Below are 14,723 nucleotides of genomic sequence, written 5' to 3' on the forward strand. Positions count from 1 at the left end.
CGTGGACCAGAAGAAGGGCACCGTCGTCGTGGCCATCGCGGCGGTGGTGCTGACGTTTCTGGTCGCGGTGACCAGCATGGGCATCGCGATGTTCACCGCGGTCAGCGACGGCGCGCTGCCCGGCGGGGGCTGCGACGGTGACGGCGGGATCGGCGGCGGCTCGCAGTCCATCGGTGGCACCGAGTGGAACGCTGAGCAGACCGAACACGCCGCCACGATCGTCTCGATCGCGGTCGAGCGGGGGCTGCCCCGTCGGGCGGCGGTGATCGCGATCTCCACGGTGATCGTGGAGTCCCGATTGATCAACGTGGCTCATGGCGATCGCGACTCGCTCGGACTCTACCAGCAGCGCCCCTCCCAGGGCTGGGGCAGCCCGGAGCAGGTACTCAACCCCGACTACGCCACCCGCATCTTCTACGACCGGCTCCTCGAGATCCCCGGCTGGGCGGCCATGCCCCCCGGGCAGGCCGCCGACACGGTGCAGCGCAGCGCCTTCCCCGAACGCTACGGCCCGCAGGAGGAACCGGCAGCCGCGCTCGTCGACCGGTTCTGGGTCGGCCCGGACACCCCCGTCCCGGACACACCCGCAACACCGGACGCGCAGCTCGCCGCCGCGGTGTTCGCCTGCCCGGATCAGGGCGGGGTCGGTGTGCCGCTCGCCCCTGGGGACATCGACCCCCGCCAGCTCCCACCCGGGTTCGTCCCGCCCGCCGACCCGGCCCAACGCGCCGCAGTCCTCTACGCCCTGGCCCAGCTCGGTAAGCCCTACGTCTGGGGAGCGCGCGGACCCGACGGGTTCGACTGCTCCGGGCTGATGCTCGCCGCCTGGGCCTCGGCCGGCGTCGCGATCCCGGGCGGAACGGTCAACCAGAAGAACGCCGGCACCCCGGCCTCGCTCGCCACCATCGCCCCCGGCGACCTGGTGTTCATCCCCGGCTCGCTCGGCTCGCCGACCAACCCGCGACACGTCGGCATGTACGTCGGCGGCGGCCTGGTCGTCAACGCCTACGACTCCGCGACCGGGGTCATCCTGCAGCCGCTCTCGGACTGGGCCGACCAGATCACCCACATCCGCCGCATCGCCGGCCCGAACGGCGAACCCGCAGCGAACCCCGCGCTCGCCCGGGCCACGCCATGACCGACCACCCCAGCGGCCCGGACCTGTACGCGGTACTCGGCGTCGCTTCCGGCACCGACTCCACGCAGATCCGCCGCACCTACCGACGCCTGGTCCTGGCCCTTCATCCCGACCACAACCCCGATCCCGTCGCCACGGAGCGATTCCGGGCGGTGGTCGCCGCCTACGGCGTCGTGGCGGACCCGCTCCGACGCGCCGACTACGACCACGCACGCACCGCGGCCGACCCCACCGTGAGAGGCGACGCGAACCGGGCCGCACCGGCGCCACCTCCGCCGGATAGGCCCACGAGGCCCGAGAGCCCGGCCGACGTCGAGACCGACTACGTCCCGGCGGGCGAACCGGTCGCCCAGACCGACTACACCCCGACCACCGGTTATGCGCCTCCGCCGGCACCTGGAGCCCGCCCCGGAGCGCCAGGGTCGCGGGCGGGTGGCCGTGCCCGCCCGTGTGAGTCGCTGCCCCTCGGGTGGCCGGTCGGACGGATCGATCACCACCGGCCGCTGGGGCGGTTCCTGCTCGGGGTGTGGCGCCTAGCCCCACTGCCCGCAAGCCGGGTCGGCGCCGCCACGGTCGTCGCGGCCACCCTCGCCGCCGCGACGCTGGCCGTGAGCTCCCGCGCGCAGCTGCCGCTGGAATCGGCCGTCATCGGCTTCCTCGCCCTGCTCGCACTGGCGTGCTGGACCGTCCGGCTCGCTCTCGCCGTCGTCATGCACCTCCGCAGCCCTCGCGCCGACGAGAGGACACGCTGATGGGCCTCCTCGCCCGCCGCACGACACCGGCCGCGCCGGTGAGCTCGTCGGCGCACCCGCCCGCGGCGGCGCCGGCACCGGGTGCCCGGATCCGCTGGCACCGGACCGAGCGCGTCGGCTGGTATCGCCTACCGGAACCGGCTCGCGATGCCCTCACCCGCGCCGGGCACACCACCGGGCAGGCGATCGCCGCGGCGACCTGGGCTCCGACCACCCGCCGCGACGCTGGTGGTCGGTACTGGTGCGACACCGACGCCTGGTGGATCGAGACCTCTTGGCTGCTGGTCGTGCGGGCCCGCGAGGCCCTGCGACCCCGCGGGACCAGCGCTGAGGGGCGCCCGCAGCTCGAGCGGGCCGGCGGCGGCCGCGTCCAGCTCACCGCCCATCCGCTGTCCGGGCCGGCGCCTGCCGGGCAGCGCTGGAGCCGCCCACCCGGCCCGGTAGCGGCCGGCGACCAGCCGACGCCACGGCTGACCGAGCACGCCGTCGAGGTCCTACCGCGTGCTGTGCAGACCGAGCTCGGGGCTCCGACCGGGCAGATCGCGATCCGCCACTACCCGGCCCACGGCGGATACCACGATCAGGTCCTGGCCTTTCGCCGCATCTCCCCCACCGAGCTGATCACGGTCGCCGCGGTCCGCGAGGCCGGCGCCTACCCCGACCCCGACGCCGCGATCGACGCCGCGGACTGGCACATCACCATCTACCGCCCACACGTCGGGACCCCCACCCGCACGGAGCTGGCCATGTGAGCACCCCGGCCAACCCAGCCCCTGCTCGACCATCGCTTTCTGGAGTTCCACCGTGGGTATCAACCGGCGGGCGTTCCTCGCCCGCACCAGCCAGACCGGGCTCGGCGTCGCCCTGACCGGTTCCCTACAGGGCCTGCTGAGCGCCCCGACCGCCGCGGCGCAGCCTTCCGCCGGGTTCACCGGCTACGGCCCGCTGGTCGATGACCCCGACGGCCGGCTCGCGCTGCCCGAGGGCTTCTCCTACCGGATCGTCAACGAGGCCGGGAAGACGAGCCTGTACTCCGGAGACCCCTGCCCCGGCGTGCACGACGGCGCCGCGGCGTTCTCCGCCCCCGACGGCAACGTCCTCATCGTGCTCAACCACGAGGTCCGCGGCGGCCCCGACGACGGCGGCGCGGTGCCGCACCGGCGCGGCTACACCTGGCGCGACGACGCCGGCGGCGGCTGCACCGTCGTCAAGACCACCCCCGACGGCGAGCTCATCTGGCAGACCGCCGTCCTGGCCGGAACCTCCACCAACTGCGCCGGCGGCATCACCCCCTGGGGCACCTGGCTGACGTGTGAGGAGAACGAACGAGACGGCCACGGCTACGTGTTCGAGGTCGACCCGGTCGACCTGCGCGCCAACCGCAACCCACAGCCGATCCGCGCGCCCGGTCGGTACCGTCATGAGGCGCTCAGCGTGGACCCCGACGACCTCACGATCTACCTCACCGAGGACGCCTCCGACCCGTCGGGCACCGTCTACCGCTGGACCCCGCCGGCCGGGTTCCGCGGCACGAGCGGCGCACTCAACGCCCTCGACGACGAGGCCGGCGAACTCGCCGCGATGGCCTGCACCGATGGCTCTGGGAACCTCGTCGACGACCTCGACCAGGCCAGCGAGATCGTCACCGTCTACTCGGTGCGCTGGGTTCCGGTGGACGACCGCGACGCCCAGCAGCGCTCGCTACGCACCACCGAGGGGATCACTCGCGCCCACAAGCTCGAGGGCGCCTGGTGGAGCGACGACGGCGCCTACGTGGTCAGCAGCTACTCCGACTCCCACCGCGGCCAGATCTGGCACTACGACCCGCGGGCCGCGACCCTCACCCTGACCACGGTGTTCACCGAAGCCGACGGCGAGACCGTCGAGGCACCGGACAACATCGTCGCTGCCCCGTTCGGCGGGCTGATCGTGGCCACCGACGGCGATGACGACAACCACCTGGCCGGGGTGACCGCAGCCGGGTACGCCTACCCCATCGCGCGCAGCCAGATGGGCTCGGAGTTCACCGGGCCGACCTTCTCTCCCGACGGGACCGTGCTGTCCGCCGGCATTCAACAGCCGGGCATCCTGTTCGCCATCACCGGGCCATGGCAACGAGCAGGCGACCAGCAGTCAGCTGGCGGGCCCCAGGGGTTCATCACCGGCGAGCCTGATCTGCCCAGGGATCGTGATCGCGCTCGAGGATTCTCTGAGGCGGCGCCGCACGGCGAGGCCACAGCGCGTCGACGCTCGGCTTCTGAGCGGTCCTGCCCGCTGCCCGCGACCACACCCTCCGGTGAGCCCGTCGTCGTTGCGTGGAGTCCTCGATGACCCGCGGCGTCCAGCGGTGGGCCGGGGACATCGCCCTGCCCGCGACCGCGCTCGGGTTGGTCGCGTTCGTCGTCCTCGTGGTGGAGATGGCTGCGGTCGCGACGGGGCTGGTGGCCGGAGCCCCGCGACTGCTCATCCTCGGGTTCGACGACACGGCCGATCTGCTTCGGTCGTCACTGGGCACCCCACCCCCATCCGGCTCCCCGATCGCCCACCTAGCTGAGCATTCGACACTGTTCCTCGGCTGTGTGATCACCACCGCCGCGACGTTCGGTTTGGCGGTAGCGGCGATCGGGCGGTGGTGGTGGCGCAGGTGGGGTCCGACCAAGCCGGGTCACGCCACCCGCGCCGAGATCCGGGCCGAGCTCTCGCTGCAGGCGTGCCGCAGGGCCGCACTCCGACTCCGCCCGTCACTGACCGCGGCAGAGATCCGGTCGGCGCCGCCGGGCGATGTCGGGATCCCACTGCCCGAAGGCCCCACAGGGTCATTGTGGGCACCGTTGGAGACCACCACCGGCACCCTGGCCCCGACCCAGACCGGAAAGTCCCGAAGGTGGCTCACCCCGCTGTGCCTCGAAGCCCCCGGCGCGCTGCTGTGCTCGACCACCAAGCCGGATCTGCTGATGCTGACCGCGCTGGCACGATCACGACGCGCGATGCCCGGCCCGATCTTGGTGTTCGATCTGACCGGTACCGTCAACTGGCCGGCGAAACTGCACTGGTCGCTGCTGGGTGGCTGTGACGACGACATCAAGGCCTGGAGCCGCGCTCGGATTCTTGTCGAGGCCTCCTCGACCGCGGTCGAGACCGGCGACGGGCGTGGCTCGGGTAATGACCGGGTGTTTCGTCAGCGCGCCGTCGGAGTGGTCGGTGCCTACCTGCTGGCCGCTTCGGTGTCCGGGGCGGAGCATTCCCGCGTGGTCGCCTGGGCCACCGATCGCGAAGCGGCCCGGTCTGCGGTGACCGTCCTGCAAGGACACGAGCGCTACGAGGCCTACGGCCACGACCTTCAGGCCGAGCTGAACATGGTCGCCCAGACCGCCGACGCTGTATGGCTCTCGGTCCGCCGCGCCCTGGCCCCATTCGCCGACCGCCGGATCCGCGAGCTGTGCACCGAAGACGCTGCTCGCTCTTACGACGTCGAACGCTTCATTGCCTCCGGCGGATCGCTGTATCTCATCGCCGAGGAGAACGACGTCAACGCCACGCCTGTGATGACGACCATCGTCGCCGAGTGGATCGACACCGCGCGCGCCATGGGTCTGCGCTACCCGAGCAAGCGCCTCGATCCACCCGCCACCGCCGTGCTCGACGAGCTCCCCGCCGCGACCCCGGTTCCCGACCTACCGACCAGCCAGGCGGACTCGTTGAGCCGCGGGGTCATCATCCACTGGGCCGCCCAGTCCAAGGCCCAGCTCGAAACGACCTACGGTCGGCAGAAGGCGGTCACGTTGCTCGACAACAGTGCTCTGATGGGCATCTGGGGCGGGCTCAAGGACCCCGCCACCCTGCAATGGTTGTCTTCAATCCTCGGCGAACACGACCGCACACGCCTGCAAGAACCAGCCGACGGGGTCTGGAGCGGGGCGCGTGGTGCGACCCGCAGCCTCGAGCGCGTCCACACCTACCAGCCCGCCGATGTCCGCACTCTCGAGCGCGGCCAGGTTCTACTCGTGTTCCGACATCTGCTCGCAATCCGGGCCCGCACCGTCGATCCGTTCGACCGCCCAGATGGGCTACAGCTGCGCCGCGACGTCGACGCCATCGAGACCGGGCGCATCCCCATCGACGCCCGCGGCTTTCCGATCGCCGGCATTGATCGGCCACCTCCGGCACACCGACCGAGCCCTCGTATTCCAGGTTGGTCAGCTCGATGATGGCCGCAGGTCCAGCCCGACACTGCGTCGCCGGGAACGCTGCCCGCAACGACACCATGATCGGGACCATCTGGCCCGATGCGGTGTGCTCCGCGCCCGGAGTTTGCCCGGCCGGGCAGGGGCCGCGGTCGTGACCGCTTCCGCGCCCGGCGATCCCAGGATCGAGGAGCTGATCGCTGCGGTCGCCGCTCTGCGTGCTGACGTACGCGATCACGATGAGCGCCACACCTACAGCGAGCGCAAGCTCGGTGAACTCGATGGCTTCAACCAGGAACAGGCCGCCATCCTCGCGGAGCTCCTCCCGCAGGTCCGAGAACTAGAGATCGCGGCCGACACCCTTGGCGCGCCCGACGACCACGCGCCTGAGGGGACGCGGTCGGTGGTGTGGGCGCTGCTCTCGGCCGAGGAGGCCGCGAGGGCGTGGGATGAGCTGGCCAGCTGGGTCAACACCGTCGCCATCCCCACCCTCGCCCCGACCTGCCGCCAGATCCCACCTTGCTGGCCTGTGCACCACTGGGGCCGCGAAACCCTGTCGTGGCTCCATCGCACCCACACCTACGCCTATGGGCCGCACGGCTCGGCGGTCCTGGTCGCTGAGTGGCACACCCGCTGGGTCCCCGCCGCCTACGCCATGATTGACACCAAGTACGCCGCGCGAGCCGGCTATTGCCCCAACAGCGAGCACCGCTCCGACCGTGTGGAAAGCGCCGAGCCGCTGCAAACCCCGGACTGGGCTGCCTGGCTCATCCTGGCCCGCGACACGGAAATCGCGACGCGCAGACCCACCACGGAACACATCCGCTGACATGGGTGCCTCGTGCCGCGGCACGAGCTCGCCCCATCGAGCCAAATTGCGGACCTGGGTCGAGTCCCTCTCGGGGCCATAGCGCTCACCACCCGTCGTGGCGCCCTGCCTCTAACAGGCGGAGAACCTGACGCGGGCGACGCCGGACCATGAGCTGCCGCACTGAACACCCCTGAACACAGCAGAACTGCCTCTAGAGGTTTCCCGATCGCGGACACTTTGCCGGCGCGACCTGACAGCGCTACCGCACCCGCGAAGCAGCGAACCTAACGGCAGCAACCCAAGTGGCTCCTGGTTATAGGCGACGACGCTGTTCGGTTTAAGGAGCGAGTCTCACGGATCATGAGACGAGAAGGTCCTGGTCCGGACCGTGGTCGCGGGTGGGTTCGAACCTGCGACCACTCGGGTGTAAAGCGCGCGGGCGATGCCTCACGAAGCCTCTGCCAGCGACAACAGCTCGCTCGAAAGTTGCGCTGATGCCTCCTGAACGCTGCCGTAGCCACAGGTTCGCACCACGAGCGACTCCACGGGGACGTCGACAGCACAGATGCTCTTACGCGGGCGGTGGCCGTGGGGCGGCCCCCTTGGGTCCTGAACCCGTGAGGCGCTCGCCATGTCAGCTCGTGTCAGGACCGACGAGGCACACACCTCGTGACCTGTTGCGCCCGAGACCACGACCGCAAGTAAGGCCAGGCGTTGAGCGTCGCGAGCACGGCCACGAAGGCCAGGTTCAGTGCGGCCGACAGGCCTGGCTCGAGGAACGCCTGCACGATGTTCATCCCGAGCAGGGATCCGAGCCCGGCGGCGAACCACGGCGCGCATCTGGACCTCACGTAGATGACGTGCTCGGCGAACAAGACAGCAACCAGCCGCAACCGCTCGGGCAACTCCGCGACGGTCACCGGTCTCGCGACCGCCGTGCGGACACGATCTGAATCGCTGATGCGCAACGCAACGAGAGGATTCGGCCACCGCCGGCGAGCCATCGCAAACTGCACGATCCCGACAGCCATCACCGACAACGTGAGACCGCCCCAGGCCAGAGCACCGAGAAGGTCCCGGCTGGTCGCTACGGCGCCGCCGAGTACCAGACCGCTTGCCCCCGCTGCCACGAGAGATGTCATCCAGGCGCGGCGCGCCTGCACGGCTGCCCAAGCACGGTGCGGAAGCTCAGACCCCACGGGCTCCCCCGGTGAGGTCACCAGTCCCGCGGAGCCTTGCTTCGAGCTCGGGAAGCCGCTTCCGCATCCGGAGGACGGTCCACGAACCGAACACGCCGAACCCGATCACCACGACGCCCATGACTGCCGAGTAGAGGAACATCAACCAGCTGTCCTGGTACGCCACGCTCGCTCCCAGGAACAGAATAGGGACAGGCCACAACCACAACAGCCACGCCCGACCGGCGAACTCCCCGGCCACTCGCAGCGCGAGATCCTGCTGCTCGGGTGGGATCGGCTCACAACTCCGGAGCCGCTTCATCAGCGCCCTCCGCTGCTCCGGCGTGGGCAGCTCCATTAGCGCGGAGTTGTACGCCATGAGGGGGCCCCGCCGCCGACGCCGCCGCACCACGGCGACGGCACCGACAACCAGCGACGCCAGACCGACCACCGGAACCCCGATCAGAAGCGCCCACCACCAGCTTTCCTGCCCCCGGCTCGCGACACTGAGCACCGCACCGACCAAGCCAGCCAGAAGCAACACAGCGGTCGCTGCCACGATCGCAACGATCCACTTCTGCTCTCGCCGCGCCGCGGCCGGCTCTCCTGACCCGCCCACAGCACCGACACGCTCGGGCCGTTCTGACGCCACAAAACGCCCCTCCCCTCGCAACTCCGTCCTGCCGTCAGTTCTACCGACGTTCGACCGTTATGCGAAGTTGCCTGCCAGGCGCCCCAACCGCGCCAACTGCTAGCCGGCCCCACCACCACGCCGGCAGTGGACACGGAGTCTCGGACACAGCCAGATCGGTAACAAAGTCTACGGAGGCGCAATGGCTCGCTATCCTGTTCCGCCCACACGCCGAGCTTCCCGCTCGCCTCGAACTCACATCCCACGGATTAAAAGGCCGCACTGCATCGCCGCCGCAGGCCACCAGCAGCATTTGCGTTCTTCCGACTCCACACTCACACAGCCTTCGTCATCAGCCGTTGCCCGGGTTTCGCACCACGAATGACTCCACGAGTGGCGTCCGCCAAGGTGGCGTGCGATCGGCCCGGCGACGAGCAGGTGGAGCTGTAGGGCGGCCACCGCGTGATCGTCTGAACGCAAGAGCCACTCCGCGTCGAATGACGTGCCGATCGGGTCGAACAGCTTCGTCGAACACCTGTATCGAGCCTATCGAGTTTGCTGTACAGTCTAGTCCCGCCTACAGCCTAACGTGGGCCCGAAAATCTCTAGCTTGCTCCACGACAGAATCAGCGGCTCAGATATATATCGCAATGGGCATGACCGTGATCGCATTGGTGATCTCGGTGTCAAAGGAGAGGTCGAAGTACTTGGCTGCAGCCTCGTCGGCGCCGAGGTTGCCGAGAAGGTCAGCTACCGCATCTGGCTGAAATCGTCTCAGCAACTTGTTGTTGGCAAGGATTGGAGTGCTCGGATTCAGCGACTTGATAACCTTCCCAAGAACGGTGAACTGGCCGTCAAGGAGTCGATCAGGATCCGCCGTCATGAAATGCTCTGCGTCGCAAATTAGGACGGCGTTACGGTCGTCGGCGACAGTGGCGTGGTATTCGCGTGTGGCGGTGCGTCGTGCATCGACTTGGAGTGCCGAAGCAACCGCCTCGGCTACATCAGCAGCATCGGACGCGGCGAGCTCGTGAACGGCGCGCTGCGCTGCGATTTTCTCCGCATTGATGTCGATACCCGCAGCTTGGGCCCGGTCGATCGTTTCCTGAATCTCGGCCCGCTTGCCGCGCCGAATGACGAACCTGGCGACCTCCCTGATTAGCGCAGGGGTTGCAATGTCCAGCAGGGCGGTCACCTCGTTCGGTCGCACCGTGAGGGCGGTGAATTCCACGATGCTTCCAGCTGACGCGACGAACGTATCGGAGGAGAGTTGGCCGCGTTCAGCAAGCCCTCGGCGTACAGCGTCGAGGTAGTGCGCTTGCGAGTACACGAACTTCTGCCGTTGAGCGCTCGACCGGTCGTCGACCTCAGCCTGCTTACGCACCCATTCGCCATCACCCTTGCCCGCAGCTTTGGCGAGGAGCGGCACACTCCCTTCGGCATTGCCGCCGACGGCGACCTTCCCCTGCCTATCCCTAGCTCTTGAACTCTTCTCGCTAGCGTCGCTTTCTAACGACTGGAGCAGGCCGACCTGGTACATCTCTTGCAGCATCGCCGAGACGAAGTCGGCGTTCTGGTAGACGATGGTGCGCGGCGCCCTGGCCGGCAGTCCTTGCGTCGGATTCTTGGTCATAGTGACATTCCTTCCGGAAACTGTTTTGGAGACGTGGGCGAGGGGTTAGTTTGCTCATTTGACCACCCTTACCAGCAGTGTGCGCCGCCGACCAGGTCCACGGAACGTCCTATGCAAGCCATTCTCACTTGCGATCTCCTGCTCGCCCGGACTTGCACGGTCCATCGTCCAGTAGGGCCTACGGTGATCATCATTGCCGAACAGCCACCAGCTTCTCGCGACATACCGGAGTGCCGTTGCAGCACTATGCAGCCGCCAGCGATGGCGGCATTCCTCAGATCGCGAGAAGGAGTCCGACTAGCCCACGTGAGTTCCCGATCTTGCCGGTCGCGAGCATGTGCGGGACGTCCGCGAGAGGCACCCACCGAAACGCGCCCTCGTTGAACTCAGTCGGATCGGCGACCCGCTCGGCGCCGCGCACGAGGAAAAGCGCTGCGGACAGTCCCGGCCATCGGCTCAAACGTCACCGGGTGCTCGACCGCACGGGGCCGGTAACTGGTCTCCTCCTCGACCTCCCGGGCCTCAGTCCCGGCGGGCAACTCGCCGTCGTCGAGTAGGCCGTCGGGGAGTACCCGGTTCCATAAGTCCGGCACGAAGTGGTGGCGCCAGGACAGCAGGCCGTTGGTGCCGTCGTCGTCCAGGACGACGGTCATGGCAGCCGCGGGCAGCGTGACAGTGTGGCGCTCGAAGCGCTCGCCCAACGACGGGGAGATGTCGGCCAGGCCGACGGTGACCTCCCTCCCTGTGCGTGAAATGCTCGGGGCCCGCTCGATCGCCTTCTTGCGGCCGATCGCCTCGGCCTCGACCTTCGTGCCGGCGCTGTTGGACGCGCGCTACTTGCCCTTGACTCTGTTCACCCGGGGATCGCCCTAGTTGGCGGTATGGACATCACCCTCAGCCATCCCCGTCTTCAGCCCGGTCCGAAGCACCAATCTGCCCCAGGCTGCCTCAAAGCCGAGCTGGCCGGTCGGCCGTGCTGACTGCCCGTGACAGGAACGACAGCCACGTGACACAGTTCCAATGTCCGGACGGCCCGAGGTGATTCGACCACCTCGGGCCGTCCGGACATCTCCTGGCGCTGTTACACCAGAGGCTGAGCGTCTTCGATCAGGCGTGACGCTCAAGACGCCAGGTGACCGCCTGCTGCCGGTACGGCGGCATGACGTTGTTCTCGGCGATCGGCGCCGTCGTGGTGGGCGTACCGACCACCTTCCATACCCCGCTCTCGGGGCAACGCTGTCCAGTACGAGCGGTCGTACCGATCGGCTTCCGTGCCATGCGGCACCTCATCTTCCTGGCACCCATTGGTGCCGGTAGGGAACTGACCACGTCGCTGGGGCCGCCACGGACGGTAGCCAGTCGCCAACCTGAATGTCAACTCCTGGAAGCCTACGCTTGCACTACAAGCCCCCTAGGCGTACAGTCAAGGGTGGAATTGTGTGTACATACTCGGAGCGGAACGAATGGCGAACGTTAAGGCCGACGAGACACGGCTGTATCAGCAAGTCGGCGACCAAATTCGCTCCGCTCGGCGTGCTCGAAATTTGAGCCAGTCCGAGCTTGCCCAATTCGTCGGAATGACCCGGGCGTCGATTGGAAATATCGAGGCCGGTAGGCAGCGCATCCAGCTGCACACGCTAGCGTGGATTGCCTTTCATTTGAATGCTGATTTACACTCACTTGTGCCACTTTCAATGGAGACAGACTGCAAGTACGGTGCCGTACCCGAAGACGATGCGGTCTTCACCGACGCCAGGGCGAAGAACTTCGTCGAGATGGCGGTCGAGCAAGCAGAGAGGAGCGGTTAGGAGATGGACCGAGCGCAAGTAGTCAAGCGCGCGTACCGCGCGTTAGCTGACTGTGGCCTCGACCATCCACCATTCGATCCGCGTCGAGTAGCAGAGAACTACGGAGCCGTGGTGATCGGACAAGAAGCGGACGACAGCGAGTCTGGATTTTGTTTGCGGTCAGGTGGCCGCACCCTAATTGGCGTCAACTCTAATCATCGCCCTCATCGTCAGCGATTCACGATCAGCCACGAAGTCGGGCACCTACTCCTGCATGAAGGGCGCTCACTGACCGTCGACAAGTCAGTGCGTGTATCGTATCGCAACGATATATCAAGCATGGCGACCGATTCCGAGGAAATCGAAGCTAACGCCTTCGCTGCTGCGCTTCTAATGCCGCAGGATCACGTGCGCGCGGCTGCATCTCCACTGGTCAAATCCCAACGAAGCGAGAGAGAGATAATTTCTCGACTTGCTAAAAAATTCGATGTGAGCAGTCAGGCGATGACATTCCGACTTGTCAATCTCGGCATACTTCTCGGATAGCAGTTCTCAAGGCTCAGTCTCGGCATTAGCTATCCACGAGACCAGTGCGTGGGTCGTGAGCCGAACCGCGGGCGCGGCTGAGCCCACGGCTTCCGACGCTTAGCGACCGTGTGGACCGGGAGGCCGGAGACCGGGGTCGAGCCGACGACCTACTGTTTACAAGTCCGTCCACGGCGGTCACTTCGTGCGCTGAGCTGCCGATCCGTGCACGCGCCCGATCCCACGATGCACAGGCGAGGACACGGTGCGCACGGAGCGTGGGTCACGCGGGGTGTCACGCTGGCAGATGGGCCCGGCGCCTGCCACGAAGCGGATCAGGACGTTGGTGACCTTCGGAGACGGTTCATTGGATGCGTCCTTGAAGGCGGGGACGATCGTACTCTGCTCCCAAGGGGCGTCGCGGCCGCCCGCACCCGCCCTCCAAGGCCTCCACCCGATGCGCCGACGCAAGCTGTCGTCTGCAGTGCATGGAGCTACGGCCGACTGGGCAGTTCGAGGGCTCAGGCTCAGCCCGCGGCGATCACCGTCCAGGAGCCGTTCCCGTCCGGAACGACGATCACGAGCGGCGCTGTGCTTGCTGCTGCCTCGGTAGAGGATGCGGTGCTGGTGCTCTGGATGGTGAAGCTATGGCTCGTGCCGTCGGCGAGTTGAAGCAGCACCGTGGCCCCGGGCCGGGGCATGGTCAACGGGGCGTCCAGGCGCACGGTCCACCCGCGAGGGCTGGCGTGGGATCCCACCGCGGCCGGGAGCCCGTCGGGGCCCTGCGCCACCGGAGAAACCGGACGAGCCAACCCGTCAAGGACCAAGCCGACCGCAGACCCCGGAACCGCGGGCGTCGCGGTTGACGGCGGAGTTGTCGGAGGCGCCGGCGTGACCGGCGGCGGGGTGACGGGACGGGTCGTCGGTCGCGGTGTACTCGATGGTGGAGTGACCGGCGCCGGGGCGGGTGCAGTCGGTGGCAGGGTCTCTGTGTCGGTGTCGGGGCTTCCTTCAGGGCGCGGCGTCGGCACGGGGGGCGCCGCGGCTGCAGGGGCGGGCGGTGTCGTGGACTTGCGAGCACCGGCGAGGCTGTCGGCGGCCGAGCGGCCCGCGGGCGGCTGCGGGGCCCGCGGATCCGGGACCGCAGGCAGCGACGGTGCGGGCGGGGCCGGGAACACCGTCGCGTCCGGGATCGACGGGTCCGGCTGCTCAGGCACCTCCGGGTCCGGTGCCGGAAGCGCACCGATACCAATCGAGGCGGGGCGGGTCGCACCGAGGTACTCGTCGCCGTCGTAGCGATACCAGGCCGTCTGCACCGGCTTCCCGAACGTGGGCGCGTTGACCATCCGACCCGAGCCGATATACATCCCGACGTGACGGACCTTCTTGGTCGTCCCGTAGAACACCAGATCGCCCGGCTGCAGGGCAGCGCCATCGGGCACCCGGGGACCGTGCCGGAACTGGGTGTGCGCGGTCCGCGGAAGCTGCACCCTAGCCTTGTCGTAGGCGAAGGTCGTCAGGCCGGAGCAGTCGAACCCGCGGTGGCCGTTCTCCGGGCCGTTGCCGCCCCACACGTACGGCAGTCCGATCTGCTTCATCGCGACCTCGACCGCGATCTTCGCCCGCTGGTCCGGCAGCGCAGTCGTCGACGACGTCGGCGGCTCCGGCGCTACGCCCGACACGGTGACCGCAGTGTCCGTGGTGCGGTCACTGCCCGCGGCAGGAGTCGGTGACGGCCCGGCGCTGACAAGGGCCGATTCCGAGGGGCCCGGGACGGGGGCCTGCGCGACCGCGGACTGATTCACTGAGTCGGCCGGAAGTACGAGGAGCCCAACCGAGATCGCCGCGACCACAACCCATATCGCCCGCTCAGGCCGCTCGGCTCGCCGCCGACGCGGCCCCGGTCCGTCACCAGTCCGCTGCGGCCTGACGCATCCGGATTCGCCGCCCGACCTAATACTGCAACGGCAGTTGATCAGTCCGGTGGTCGTTCGCCGCGGCGGCGGTAGTGGCAGGTGCGGGCCTGGTGCTGGCGTTCGCGGCGCCATCTCGACCAGTGCATGACGTGGTCGATGCAGGTCAGT

The 14,723-nt window shown here is 68.3% G+C and carries 14 protein-coding genes; 8 read left to right on the forward strand and 6 right to left on the reverse strand.

Features of this window, described 5'->3' with window-relative positions; all coding sequences use genetic code 11:
- Position 1 precedes the first annotated feature (1 nt).
- From WIS52_RS20600 to WIS52_RS20625, 6 genes are all read left to right on the forward strand, one after another.
- Positions 2 to 1,138, forward strand: coding sequence for a C40 family peptidase (locus WIS52_RS20600; RefSeq protein WP_349299939.1), 1,137 nt, complete (start codon positions 2 to 4; stop codon positions 1,136 to 1,138).
- The gene (locus WIS52_RS20605; protein WP_349299940.1) at positions 1,135 to 1,890 is read left to right on the forward strand and encodes a J domain-containing protein; all 756 of its coding nucleotides are present in this window, start codon (positions 1,135 to 1,137) and stop codon (positions 1,888 to 1,890) included. The genes WIS52_RS20600 and WIS52_RS20605 overlap by 4 nt, the downstream gene beginning before the upstream one ends.
- A complete protein-coding gene (locus tag WIS52_RS20610) occupies positions 1,890 to 2,642 on the forward strand; it encodes a hypothetical protein (protein ID WP_349299941.1) in 753 nt (250 codons plus the stop codon). The genes WIS52_RS20605 and WIS52_RS20610 overlap by 1 nt, the downstream gene beginning before the upstream one ends.
- Before the next feature lie 52 nt (positions 2,643 to 2,694).
- On the forward strand, positions 2,695 to 4,221 hold the full coding sequence (locus tag WIS52_RS20615; RefSeq protein WP_349299942.1) for an alkaline phosphatase PhoX: 1,527 nt from the start codon (positions 2,695 to 2,697) through the stop codon (positions 4,219 to 4,221).
- Complete coding sequence (locus WIS52_RS20620; protein ID WP_349299943.1) at positions 4,218 to 6,098, forward strand: type IV secretory system conjugative DNA transfer family protein; 1,881 nt, start codon at positions 4,218 to 4,220, stop codon at positions 6,096 to 6,098. Before WIS52_RS20615 ends, WIS52_RS20620 begins: the two co-directional genes overlap by 4 nt.
- 130 nt (positions 6,099 to 6,228) lie before the next feature.
- Positions 6,229 to 6,903: a hypothetical protein gene (locus WIS52_RS20625; protein WP_349299944.1), complete on the forward strand. Its 675-nt coding sequence runs from the start codon at positions 6,229 to 6,231 to the stop codon at positions 6,901 to 6,903.
- Between the two features lie 626 nt (positions 6,904 to 7,529).
- Here WIS52_RS20625 and WIS52_RS20630 read toward each other — a convergent pair.
- The 5 genes from WIS52_RS20630 to WIS52_RS20650 all read right to left on the reverse strand — a co-directional run bounded on the left by WIS52_RS20630 (position 7,530) and on the right by WIS52_RS20650 (position 11,605).
- The gene (locus tag WIS52_RS20630; protein ID WP_349299945.1) at positions 7,530 to 7,916 is read right to left on the reverse strand and encodes a hypothetical protein; all 387 of its coding nucleotides are present in this window, start codon (positions 7,914 to 7,916) and stop codon (positions 7,530 to 7,532) included.
- Between the two features lie 157 nt (positions 7,917 to 8,073).
- Positions 8,074 to 8,622 (reverse strand): hypothetical protein, encoded by a 549-nt coding sequence (locus WIS52_RS20635; protein ID WP_349299946.1) that lies wholly within the window; start codon positions 8,620 to 8,622, stop codon positions 8,074 to 8,076.
- A gap of 706 nt (positions 8,623 to 9,328) precedes the next feature.
- Entirely contained in the window at positions 9,329 to 10,327 is a 999-nt protein-coding gene (locus WIS52_RS20640; protein ID WP_349299947.1) for a DUF6414 family protein, read from the reverse strand.
- Between the two features lie 386 nt (positions 10,328 to 10,713).
- Positions 10,714 to 11,028, reverse strand: coding sequence for an NUDIX hydrolase (locus tag WIS52_RS20645; RefSeq protein WP_349299948.1), 315 nt, complete (start codon positions 11,026 to 11,028; stop codon positions 10,714 to 10,716).
- A 406-nt stretch (positions 11,029 to 11,434) separates the two neighbouring features.
- Entirely contained in the window at positions 11,435 to 11,605 is a 171-nt protein-coding gene (locus WIS52_RS20650; RefSeq protein WP_349299949.1) for a hypothetical protein, read from the reverse strand.
- A 185-nt stretch (positions 11,606 to 11,790) separates the two neighbouring features.
- On the opposite strand from WIS52_RS20650, the gene WIS52_RS20655 reads away from it, so the two are divergent.
- Both WIS52_RS20655 and WIS52_RS20660 read left to right on the forward strand, forming a co-directional pair.
- On the forward strand, positions 11,791 to 12,135 hold the full coding sequence (locus WIS52_RS20655; protein WP_349299950.1) for a helix-turn-helix domain-containing protein: 345 nt from the start codon (positions 11,791 to 11,793) through the stop codon (positions 12,133 to 12,135).
- A gap of 3 nt (positions 12,136 to 12,138) precedes the next feature.
- Positions 12,139 to 12,660 (forward strand): ImmA/IrrE family metallo-endopeptidase, encoded by a 522-nt coding sequence (locus WIS52_RS20660; RefSeq protein WP_349299951.1) that lies wholly within the window; start codon positions 12,139 to 12,141, stop codon positions 12,658 to 12,660.
- A gap of 506 nt (positions 12,661 to 13,166) precedes the next feature.
- Here WIS52_RS20660 and WIS52_RS20665 read toward each other — a convergent pair.
- Positions 13,167 to 14,321 carry a C40 family peptidase gene (locus tag WIS52_RS20665; RefSeq protein ID WP_349299952.1) on the reverse strand — a complete coding sequence of 385 codons (1,155 nt, stop codon included), beginning with the start codon at positions 14,319 to 14,321 and terminating at the stop codon, positions 13,167 to 13,169.
- Positions 14,322 to 14,723 lie beyond the last annotated feature (402 nt).

This window comes from Pseudonocardia nematodicida (genome assembly GCF_040105385.1).
In the GTDB taxonomy this organism is placed as follows: Bacteria; Actinomycetota; Actinomycetes; order Mycobacteriales; family Pseudonocardiaceae; genus Pseudonocardia; species Pseudonocardia nematodicida.

Bases quoted from the DNA above. Each gene is read 5' to 3' on its own strand.
- WIS52_RS20605 (WP_349299940.1), top strand. From the start codon at position 1,135: ATGACCGACCACCCCAGCGGCCCGGACCTGTACGCGGTACTCGGCGTC.
- WIS52_RS20610 (WP_349299941.1), top strand. From the start codon at position 1,890: ATGGGCCTCCTCGCCCGCCGCACGACACCGGCCGCGCCGGTGAGCTCG.
- WIS52_RS20620 (WP_349299943.1), top strand. From the start codon at position 4,218: ATGACCCGCGGCGTCCAGCGGTGGGCCGGGGACATCGCCCTGCCCGCG.
- WIS52_RS20630 (WP_349299945.1), bottom strand. From the start codon at position 7,916: ATGGCTGTCGGGATCGTGCAGTTTGCGATGGCTCGCCGGCGGTGGCCG.
- WIS52_RS20640 (WP_349299947.1), bottom strand. From the start codon at position 10,327: ATGACCAAGAATCCGACGCAAGGACTGCCGGCCAGGGCGCCGCGCACC.
- WIS52_RS20650 (WP_349299949.1), bottom strand. From the start codon at position 11,605: ATGGCACGGAAGCCGATCGGTACGACCGCTCGTACTGGACAGCGTTGC.
- WIS52_RS20655 (WP_349299950.1), top strand. From the start codon at position 11,791: ATGGCGAACGTTAAGGCCGACGAGACACGGCTGTATCAGCAAGTCGGC.
- WIS52_RS20660 (WP_349299951.1), top strand. From the start codon at position 12,139: ATGGACCGAGCGCAAGTAGTCAAGCGCGCGTACCGCGCGTTAGCTGAC.